Here is a 9,984-nt window from a genome sequence, read left to right as displayed (position 1 = left end):
TGTGAACAAACAGGGAGAAATCAAACAGAGGTAGTGAGAGATTTTATAAGGAGAATAAGATTAAAAGAGTAGGCTAATCGCCTTTTGTTTGTTCAAGTCCCCCTAAAAGGGCGAGGCTTTAGACCCATTATTTTTGGTAAATAAAGAGCTAAAAATCCCCAACAAAGACAACATTTTCATGAACTTAATTGGTTATATCGTAATAGTAAAAATTCATTTTGAATTCTAACATTTATTTTTTAAAGTTGTGTTTTACTGGTAATGACTTCGCTTTAGGTCGAGTTCACAGTATAATAGGGGGGTGAAATAAAACAAAAAAACTCCTTGTTGTAACATTACTAACCAGGCTCTCTGAACTTTGTTTGAATATTAGTAAATAAAGTTTTGTGTGTGCTGTACAAAAAAATAACTAATTCCAAGATTAAAATAACTGTCTCAAACCATGACGAAAGAAAAGCAGACCTATAAAAATGTGATGGAAATATTGGTTGATGAGGAAATAGAATATCAATTAGTTCACAACAAAACAATTAATCCAACGGTTAGAGAATATATTAACCCTTTGGAAGTAGCAACTTTCGCTCTCAATCGTCTCCCGAGTTTATACGCTTCTTCGACAGAAGGGATTCAAAAACAAAAAAGAAGAGCAATTATTAAATATAAAAAAGAAATACATCAGGCTGTGACTCAGGGATTTGCTGCCGTTGAACGAGATCCCCTCAGAAAATCAACACCCATAGCTAGTGATAGAGAAGATATTATTTCCGATGCTAGAAGAACTTTAACTAAATTTGATGAGGATGTACCTAAAGAGGAATTGTCTTTGATTGTGGAGTTTATGGAAAATTTTTTGAATAAGATACAGAATAAGGAAATTACCACTGCAGAGATAGTTAAACTTTACTATTTACTAGATTTTTATTGGGAAGAAGACGGTCAGGGATTGATGCAGAGTAAAAGTGTTCGTTGGTATGATTAAAATTTCCCCATTTTTTTCAATTCTGTGTGATCATTGATAATCGATAATAAATCATTAATAATTTAGTGATGTATTTTAAATTGTTAAAAAAGGAACTATATTAACGGTGACACTAGCAGAACTAATAGAAAAGGGTGGATTTTCCATTTGGCCTTTGTTATTCTTATCGATTCTCGCTTTAGGAACTATTGTGGAACGCATTTGGTTTTGGTCTAAGGTCTTAGTGAAGGAGGAACAAATTTTAAATTCGATTATGGATGCAGCAACAACAAATTGGGGCAAAGCTGGAGAGATTGCTTCCCGTTATCGTAATCATCCTTTAGGAAAATATCTCAATACTCCTTTGCAGTTGGACAATCCAGATCCTGAAGTATTTCACCTTGCCCTTGAAACGGGGGCGGATGATGAGCTTTCGCAAATGCGTAAGGGGGATAAAATTTTGGAAGGGGTAATTGCTTTATCTCCTCTTCTGGGTTTATTGGGTACGGTTTTGGGTTTAATTCGCTCTTTGGGTTCTATTTCTTTGAGTGATTTGGGGACTGCTTCGACTACGGGGGTAACTCTTGGTATTGGTGAGTCTTTGATTTCTACGGCGGTGGGTTTGGTGGTGGCTATTATTGCGGTGGTATTTTACCGACTTTTTCAGGCTTTTTGGGCTAATCAGGTCAGAATTTTTCGGAAGGCAGGAAGTGATTTGGAGTTAATTTATCGTCTAAAGTGGAGTTTGGATGAGTAGAGAGTGCTGTCACGGGCAATTAAATTTTGATGGTTTATAATTAGTGGCACATGTATGTGGTGGTGTAATACTGCTATTGGAACTGTTGTATTGAAAGTAAAGTTTTTACTATTTATATATTTATGGCACAAATACCTTTATCAAAGAGGGAAAAGAAGAATTCTTCTCAAAAGTATGCTCCTCGCCCTCTCAAGTTGTGGGGGGATATGAATACTCAGCAGGAGGTTAGAATTGAGATTGTCCCTATGATTGATGTCATTTTTTGTATTTTGACGTTTTTCATTTTGGCGGCGGTGGGTTTTTCTCGGCAACAGGCTATTAATTTGAATTTACCTAGGGCAACGACGGGCACGGCACAGATGCGGGAAATGTTGGTGGTAGCCCTTGATAATCAGGGACAGCTTTATTTGGAAAAGCAACCAGTGAGCCAAGTTCAGCTTTATAGTGCTATCAAAAATTATAATACGATTAATCCTTCAGGGCTAATGGTACTTCATGCTTCCGAGGATGTGCGTTATAGTCAGGTGGTTGAGGTTTTGGATATGTTGAAGGAGGTAGGGGGCGATCGCGTAGCGTTGGCTACTTTGGCGGGTAACTCCCAAATTCCTACGGAAAATCAAACTCCTACTCCGGGGGTGAATCCTTATCTTAATCCTGATAGTAATAATTTACTCCCTGATACTAATAATTTAGTACCTGATAGTGGTAATGGGGGGGGTGATATGCCTTCTTCTCCGATTCCTTTACCCCCTGCTCTTGATTCTCCTCCATCTTTTTAGGGTTCTGGAAATGGTTGATTGGTGGGTTTTTGAACTAAGGGGCGATCGCCAAGAAATCAATTTTGTCGATCACAACTCCATGCCCACCACACCTGCTCACATTCACAGGCATAAAATTCTTGCCATTTGCGTTCGTAGTTGTCCATAATCACGGGAGCATGACGGTTGAGCCATACTTTAGTGGCTTGTCGGGAAGATGCACCGCAACGGGGACAACAAAAACTGAGGGCGTGGGTGGCTTGATAAGTCCATTCTGGGGCGCTACGGGAAAAGGCTTCCATATTGGTTATAAGTTTTTTCTTTGTTTTCTTGATTTTACCGAAAACAAACAATTGACCGTTATCGGATGTTTTTTTAACGAAATGTTGACAAGAATTCCCCATTCTCTTTTAGGGTGGGGATGAATTTTCGACCAATAAAAACGATGAAGCCCTACCTTCAACTACCTAAGGGAGGGTAGTTCACAAGTACCAAGATTTTTGAGTAAGTTGGCACTAGCTTCATTTAAGCCGATTAACTCTACATCAGCACCATTACGACGAAATTTGATCATCACTTTGTCCAAAGCGGCGATCGCCCCTTGATCCCAAAGATGAGCATGGGTTAAATTAATAACTACCTTAGTCACCAAATCATCAAAATCGAACTTACTATAAAATTCTTCGATAGAAACAAAGAAAATTTGACCCGATACATTATAAGTACACAGGGAGTCTTCCTCATCCAATACCTTTTCCACAAATACCAACTCTGCAATTTGATTAGAAAAAAAGATAGTTCTTAAAATAATACCCGTAATCACCCCAAGGGCAAAATTGCTGGTAACTACCGTGACAATCATAGTAGTCAACATCACCACGGTTTCATTAGGGGGAGTACGTTTAATATTCTTAAAAGATGACCAACGAATAGTACCCACAGATACCATAATCATTACCGCCACCAAAGCCCCCATGGGCATTCTTTGCACCCATTGTTGTAATACCAAAATAGCAAATAAAAGAAACACCCCCGCTGAAAAGGTAGAAAGTCGGCCTCTACCTCCCGACTGCACATTAATGACGGACTGCCCAATCATGCCACATCCCGCCATCCCCCCAAAAAAGGAAGTAATAATATTGGCGATGCCTTGCCCCTTAGCTTCTTGGTTTTTATTACTGGGGGTATCGGTTAACTCATCCACCAAAGCAGCGGTGAGGAATGATGCTAGTAAACCCACCAATGCCATGGTTAAGGAGGTAGGTAAAATAATTTGTAGGGTTTCTAAATTGAAAGGAACATCAGGTAAACGGAAAAAGGGTAATGTAGCGGGTAATTCTCCCATGTCTCCTACTGTAGGCACTCCCAAGTTAACATCTAGGTCAAAAACCACGGTAACTATCGTAGCAACCAATAGGGCCACTAAAGGAGAGGGTACAACTTGAGTAAATCGGGGTAAGATGTAAATAATTAGCAATGAGCCAATGGTAATGGCATATACGGCGGAGGGTACGTCGATTAACTGGGGGAGTTGTGCTAAGAAAATGAGGATTCCGAGGGCATTAATGTAACCCATCATCACCGCCCTAGGTACGTACTTCATCTGTTTTCCTAGTTTTAGAATACCAAAGATAAGTTGGACAATTCCTGTGACTAAGGTGGCAGCAAAAAGATATTCGATACCATAATCTTTTACTAAGTTTACCGTTAAAAGGGCGATCGCCCCTGTGGCAGCAGAAATAGAACCAGGACGACCTCCCAAAAATGCGGTGGTTACTGCTATGATGAATGAAGCATATAAACCAACTTTAGGGTCAACCCCTGCTATGATAGAAAAGGCGATCGCCTCTGGAATCAAGGCTAGACCTACCACAGCACCGGCTAAGAGATCTTCTTTAACATTGGAAAACCATTCCCTTTGTAGGTTAAATGTGTTAATCATTTCCTCGTCTCTCTCTATTTTTGACACGGGGAAAGTTTAATCGTATCACAAAACTTTACACAAAAAACAACTATCATCATTAACCTACCGTAACAGTTAGGGGTTTTAGAACCTTTTTTCTGATAACCTAGATCGAGTCGTTAAAAATTTCTATAAAAACTGTTTATATGACCACATCTAATGATAGTGAACGTACTATAGTAATTGGTACTCGTAAAAGTAATTTGGCTTTGGTTCAAACCTACTGGGTAAAGAAAGAATTAGAAACCCATTTTCCTGAGGTGGATTTTGAGGTGGAAAAAATGAGTACCCAAGGGGATAAAATCCTTGATGTTGCCTTGGCAAAAATTGGTGATAAGGGTTTATTTACCAAGGAATTGGAATTGGGCATGATTAATAAAGAGGTTGATTTTGCTGTACATTCTTTAAAAGATTTACCTACCAATTTACCCGATGGCTTGATGTTGGGTTGTGTTACGAAAAGGGTAAACCCCGCTGATGCTTTAGTTGTCAATGAAAAACACAAGGATAAACAGTTAGATACCCTGCCCGAAGGCGCGGTGATTGGTACTTCTTCTTTACGTCGTCTTGCCCAATTACGCCACCACTACCCCCATCTTACTTTTAAGGATGTCCGTGGTAATGTAAATACCCGTTTAGCCAAGTTGGATGCGGGGGAATATGATGCTATTATTTTGGCCGTAGCAGGGTTAGAAAGGTTGGATATGGGCGATCGCATCCATCAGGTTATCCCTAGTGAAATCTCCCTCCATGCCGTGGGGCAAGGGGCTTTAGGTATCGAGTGTCGCACGGGGGATGAAGCTGTTTTAGAAATTATTAAAGCAATTCAAGATCAAGATACCCTTGATTGTACTCTCGCCGAGCGCTCTTTTTTACGGGTGTTAGAGGGGGGTTGTCAAGTGCCTATCGGAGTTAATACTTCCATTGAAGGGAATCAGTTAACCCTTGTGGGTATGGTAGCAAGTTTGGATGGTCAACAGTTACTTAAGGATAGTGTAACGGGCGATCGCACCAATGCTGAAAAAATAGGTCAAGAATTAGCTGAAAAACTAAAAAGTCAGGGTGCAGGGGAAATTTTAGCAGCTATCCTTGCGGAAATAGATCGTTAATTTTTATGTTGTAGGGGCGATTTCGTCTCTACATTCTTTTATGGTAACCTACGGCGAAAGGGCGATCGCTCTATACTAGTATTTGATGATTGTTATATCCATTCTGGATAAATTTATGATTAGGGTTAAGCTATCATTATCATAAATGAATTAACTCAACACTCTTAGAATGAAATACCAACAACTAACGGCAATTATTGAAAAAGAAGGAGATGGTTATGTCTCCCTTTGCCCTGAATTTGATATTGCTAGTCAAGGGGATAATATTGAAGAAGCTAGAAATAATCTTAAAGAAGCACTAGAACTGTTTTTCAAAACCGCATCTTCTCAGGAAATAGAAACAAGACAGCATAATGAAGTGTATATAACTCGTTTGGAGGTTGCCCTAGAAGATTACAATAGCATGGTAGAAACATTATATTTGTTAAGTAATCCAGTCAACGCAGAAAAATTACTACAAGCTGTGAATCGTACCCCAGACTTCGCTACCCCATGGCAACAGGTCAAAAATGAATTAATGGGATGAGAAATATTTTACTGGATATACAAGCCGTGGAAGATTTGAAATGGTGGATTCAACAAGATAAACGAATTGCTTTAAAAACTATGGAATTAATTGAAACATTGCCCGACAATCCTTTTACGGGAAAAGGAAAACCTGAGATGTTACGCCTTAATTTATCAGGTTTTTGGTCAAGACGTATTACTCAAGAACATCGTTTAGTTCAAGAAGTGAAAGACGACTATATCAGAGTGGTGAGTTGTCGTTATCACTATCGAAAATGAATCTACGTCTAATCTAATCATTGCCCTCAAATAAGCTAAAGTAGTTAATATACATAACTTATAGAAGCAATTATAAATAAATAACTACTCCATGAAAAGCCTATTCTTAGAAAGACTCCATAGCAGCGATCGCCCCGTGCTAGTATTTGATGGTGCCATGGGTACAAATCTGCAAGTACAAAACCTCAGCGCCGAAGACTTTGGAGGAGCAGAATATGAAGGATGTAACGAATATCTAGTCCATACCAAACCAGAAGCAGTAGAAACCGTCCATAGAGGATTTCTTGAAGCAGGGGCAGATGTCATCGAAACCGACACCTTTGGGGGTACACCCCTAGTATTAGCAGAATATGACCTCGCCGATCAATCCTATTACCTAAACAAAACCGCCACCGCATTAGCCAAACGAGTTGCCCAAGAATATTCCACCCCTGAAAAACCCCGTTTTGTGGCAGGAAGTATTGGCCCGGGGACAAAACTACCCACCCTCGGACACATCGACTATGATAGCCTTAAGGATGCCTATGTAACCCAAATTCAGGGGTTATACGATGGGGGTGCCGACTTGCTTCTTTTAGAAACCTGTCAAGACGTACTACAAATAAAAGCAGCCCTCAATGCCATCGAAGAAGTATTTAAAGAAAAAGGAGAAAGACTACCCCTGATGGTATCCGTCACCATGGAAACCATGGGTACCATGCTAGTAGGTACAGAAATCAGCGCAGCCCTTGCTATCCTTGAGCCTTATCCTATCGATATTTTAGGGCTAAACTGTGCCACTGGGCCTGATTTGATGAAACCCCACATCAAGTATTTAAGCGAAAATTCCCCCTTTATCGTCTCCTGTGTACCCAATGCAGGTTTACCCGAAAACGTAGGCGGACAAGCGCACTACAAACTTTCTCCCATCGAATTAAAAATGCACCTAATGCACTTTATTGAAGACTTGGGAGTACAAATTATTGGGGGTTGTTGTGGTACTCGTCCTGATCATATCAAAGCCTTGGCAGAAATTGCTAGTACCCTAAAACCTAAAAAGCGCCATTACAATTATGAGCCTTCCGCCGCCTCCATTTATGGTACTCAACCCTACCATCAAGATAACTCATTTTTGATTGTGGGAGAAAGACTTAACGCCAGTGGCTCGAAAAAATGCCGTGATATGCTCAATGCTGAAGATTGGGATGGTTTAGTCTCCCTTGCTAAAAGTCAAGTCAAAGAAGGGGCGCACATCCTCGATGTTAACGTGGATTATGTGGGGCGTGATGGGGAAAAAGATATGCACGAATTGGCTTCCCGTCTGGTTAACAATGTCACCCTTCCCCTCATGTTAGACTCCACGGAATGGCAAAAAATGGAGGCAGGGTTAAAGGTGGCAGGGGGTAAATGTATCCTCAACTCCACTAACTATGAGGATGGAGAGGAAAGATTTTTTAAGGTGTTGGAGTTAGCCAAGCAATACGGGGCTGGGGTAGTAATTGGTACTATCGATGAGGATGGGATGGCGCGCACGGCGGACAAAAAATATGAGATTGCTAAACGTGCTTATAATGATGCCCTTAAATTTGGTATTCCAGCCCATGAAATCTTTTTTGATACCCTTGCTTTGCCTATTTCTACGGGGATTGAGGAGGATAGGGAAAATGGTAAGGCTACCATCGAATCTATCAAGCGCATCCATGCAGATTTTCCCGAATGTCATTTTATGTTGGGGGTTTCTAATATTTCCTTTGGGTTGAATGCGGCGGCGCGTCAGGTTTTAAACTCGGTGTTTCTCCATGAGGCGATGCAGGTAGGGATGGATGGTGCGATCGTTTCTCCTAATAAAATACTACCATTAGCGAAAATAGATAAAGAAGTCTTAGAAATATGCCTAGACCTAATCTATGATAATAGAAAATTTGATGGGGATATTTGTAGCTATGACCCCCTAGGAAAATTAACCACTTTATTTCAGGGGAAAACCACGAAAAGCAACAAGAAAAATGTGGCTGATTTACCCATCGAAGAAAGACTTAAACAACATATTATTGAAGGGGAAAGAATTGGTTTAGAAGATGCTTTAAATATAGCCCTAGAAAAGTACCCTCCTTTAGATATTATCAACATTTATTTATTAGATGGCATGAAGGTTGTGGGGGAATTATTTGGTAGTGGACAAATGCAGTTACCCTTTGTTTTACAGTCTGCCCAAACCATGAAATCGGCGGTAGCTTTCCTTGAACCTTTTATGGATAAAGCGGATACAAATAGTAATGGAAAAGGTACATTTTTAATTGCCACCGTAAAAGGAGATGTTCATGATATTGGTAAAAATTTAGTAGATATTATTCTTTCTAATAATGGTTATAAAGTAGTTAATATTGGGATTAAACAACCCGTAGAAAATATTATTCAAGCCTATAGAGAATGTAATGCTGACTGTATTGCTATGAGTGGTTTGTTGGTAAAATCTACCGCTTTTATGAAAGATAATTTAGAAACATTTAACCAAGAGGGAATTAATGTTCCTGTTATCTTGGGTGGGGCTGCTTTAACTCCAAAATTTGTCTATGAAGACTGTCAAAATGTTTATAACGGTAAAGTTGTTTATGGTAAGGATGCTTTTGCTGATTTACATTTTATGGACAAATTAATGCCTGCTAAAAATAGTAAGCAATGGGATAATTTAGAAGGCTTTTTTGGCACATTTGAGGAGGAAAATAATCTCTTTAAAGGTCGTAATTTTGATGATTCGGGAGAGGTACAAAAAGAAGAGAAAAAAGAGCAGGAGAAGGAAGAAGTTAAGGTAATTGATACTCTCAGAAGTGAGGCTATTGATCCTAATATTGAACGTCCTACTCCTCCTTTTTGGGGTACAAAAATTATGTATCCTGATGAGTTTGATTTTGATGATCTTTTTTGGTATTTAGACTTACAAGCATTGTTCGCAGGGCAGTGGCAATTCCGCAAACCTCAAGGGCAACCAAGGGAGGAATATAATGAGTTTTTAGCTGAACAAGTTTATCCTATTTTGGAGGAATGGAAAGCAAAAATAAAACTAGAAAATCTTTTACATCCTACCCTAATTTATGGTTATTTTCCCTGTCAATCGGAGGGTAATACTTTATATATTTATAACCCTGAAAATCCAGAGGCTAGGGAAGAAATTGCTAAGTTTGAGTTTCCCCGTCAAAAGTCTGCTAAAAGGCTATGCATTGCCGACTTTTTCGCTTCTAAGGATTCGGACATAATCGATGTTTTCCCGATGCAGGCGGTAACGGTGGGTGAGATTGCCACGGAGTACGCCCAAAAACTTTTTGCCAAGGATGAATATACCAACTATCTCTATTACCATGGTATGGCGGTACAAACGGCAGAAGCCATGGCGGAATGGTGTCATGCAAGGATTCGTCGGGAGTTGGGTTTTGGGGATTTAGAGCCTGATAATATTCGGGAGATGTTTAAGCAACGTTATCAGGGTTCACGGTATAGTTTTGGTTATCCTGCTTGTCCTAATATGTTAGATCAATATGTGCAGTTAGATTTATTGGATACTAAGCGTATTGGTATGTATATGGATGAGTCTGAACAAATATACCCCGAACAGTCCACCAGTGCTATTATTTGTTATCATCCAGTGGCTAAGTATTTTAGTGCTTAGGTGGGTGAGA

9 protein-coding genes are annotated in these 9,984 nt (G+C 39.7%); 7 read left to right on the top strand and 2 right to left on the bottom strand.

The window, feature by feature from the left end:
• Nucleotides 1-442: 442 nt before the first annotated feature.
• From ACXITR_RS11935 to ACXITR_RS11925, 3 genes are all read left to right on the top strand, one after another.
• Nucleotides 443-979: a late competence development ComFB family protein gene (locus ACXITR_RS11935; protein ID WP_457997441.1), complete on the top strand. Its 537-nt coding sequence runs from the start codon at nt 443-445 to the stop codon at nt 977-979.
• 106 nt (nt 980-1,085) lie between these two features.
• Nucleotides 1,086-1,715: a MotA/TolQ/ExbB proton channel family protein gene (locus tag ACXITR_RS11930; RefSeq protein ID WP_457997440.1), complete on the top strand. Its 630-nt coding sequence runs from the start codon at nt 1,086-1,088 to the stop codon at nt 1,713-1,715.
• A 122-nt stretch (nt 1,716-1,837) separates the two neighbouring features.
• The gene (locus tag ACXITR_RS11925) at nt 1,838-2,494 is read left to right on the top strand and encodes an ExbD/TolR family protein (RefSeq protein ID WP_457997439.1); all 657 of its coding nucleotides are present in this window, start codon (nt 1,838-1,840) and stop codon (nt 2,492-2,494) included.
• A 56-nt stretch (nt 2,495-2,550) separates the two neighbouring features.
• On the opposite strand, the gene ACXITR_RS11920 is transcribed toward ACXITR_RS11925, so the two are convergent.
• Both ACXITR_RS11920 and ACXITR_RS11915 read right to left on the bottom strand, forming a co-directional pair.
• The gene (locus tag ACXITR_RS11920) at nt 2,551-2,775 is read right to left on the bottom strand and encodes a hypothetical protein (protein WP_457997438.1); all 225 of its coding nucleotides are present in this window, start codon (nt 2,773-2,775) and stop codon (nt 2,551-2,553) included.
• A gap of 161 nt (nt 2,776-2,936) precedes the next feature.
• The gene (locus ACXITR_RS11915; protein WP_457997437.1) at nt 2,937-4,415 is read right to left on the bottom strand and encodes a SulP family inorganic anion transporter; all 1,479 of its coding nucleotides are present in this window, start codon (nt 4,413-4,415) and stop codon (nt 2,937-2,939) included.
• 167 nt (nt 4,416-4,582) lie between these two features.
• On the opposite strand from ACXITR_RS11915, the gene hemC reads away from it, so the two are divergent.
• The 4 genes from hemC to metH all read left to right on the top strand — a co-directional run bounded on the left by hemC (nt 4,583) and on the right by metH (nt 9,974).
• A complete protein-coding gene (hemC, locus tag ACXITR_RS11910; RefSeq protein ID WP_457997436.1) occupies nt 4,583-5,545 on the top strand; it encodes a hydroxymethylbilane synthase in 963 nt (320 codons plus the stop codon).
• A 169-nt stretch (nt 5,546-5,714) separates the two neighbouring features.
• Nucleotides 5,715-6,071 (top strand): type II toxin-antitoxin system Phd/YefM family antitoxin, encoded by a 357-nt coding sequence (locus ACXITR_RS11905; protein ID WP_457997435.1) that lies wholly within the window; start codon nt 5,715-5,717, stop codon nt 6,069-6,071.
• Nucleotides 6,068-6,331: a Txe/YoeB family addiction module toxin gene (locus ACXITR_RS11900; RefSeq protein WP_457997434.1), complete on the top strand. Its 264-nt coding sequence runs from the start codon at nt 6,068-6,070 to the stop codon at nt 6,329-6,331. Before ACXITR_RS11905 ends, ACXITR_RS11900 begins: the two co-directional genes overlap by 4 nt.
• Before the next feature lie 91 nt (nt 6,332-6,422).
• Nucleotides 6,423-9,974 (top strand): methionine synthase, encoded by a 3,552-nt coding sequence (metH, locus tag ACXITR_RS11895; protein ID WP_457997433.1) that lies wholly within the window; start codon nt 6,423-6,425, stop codon nt 9,972-9,974.
• Nucleotides 9,975-9,984 lie beyond the last annotated feature (10 nt).

The sequence above is a fragment of the Cyanobacterium sp. genome (assembly GCF_054166785.1).
This window is presented reverse-complemented; position numbering and strand designations above follow the sequence as displayed.

Excerpts from the sequence above, each read along its gene's own strand:
- ACXITR_RS11935 (WP_457997441.1), top strand. The coding sequence starts at position 443 with ATGACGAAAGAAAAGCAGACCTATAAAAATGTGATGGAAATATTGGTT.
- ACXITR_RS11925 (WP_457997439.1), top strand. The coding sequence starts at position 1,838 with ATGGCACAAATACCTTTATCAAAGAGGGAAAAGAAGAATTCTTCTCAA.
- ACXITR_RS11920 (WP_457997438.1), bottom strand. The coding sequence starts at position 2,775 with ATGGAAGCCTTTTCCCGTAGCGCCCCAGAATGGACTTATCAAGCCACC.
- ACXITR_RS11915 (WP_457997437.1), bottom strand. The coding sequence starts at position 4,415 with ATGATTAACACATTTAACCTACAAAGGGAATGGTTTTCCAATGTTAAA.
- hemC (WP_457997436.1), top strand. The coding sequence starts at position 4,583 with ATGACCACATCTAATGATAGTGAACGTACTATAGTAATTGGTACTCGT.
- ACXITR_RS11905 (WP_457997435.1), top strand. The coding sequence starts at position 5,715 with ATGAAATACCAACAACTAACGGCAATTATTGAAAAAGAAGGAGATGGT.
- ACXITR_RS11900 (WP_457997434.1), top strand. The coding sequence starts at position 6,068 with ATGAGAAATATTTTACTGGATATACAAGCCGTGGAAGATTTGAAATGG.
- metH (WP_457997433.1), top strand. The coding sequence starts at position 6,423 with ATGAAAAGCCTATTCTTAGAAAGACTCCATAGCAGCGATCGCCCCGTG.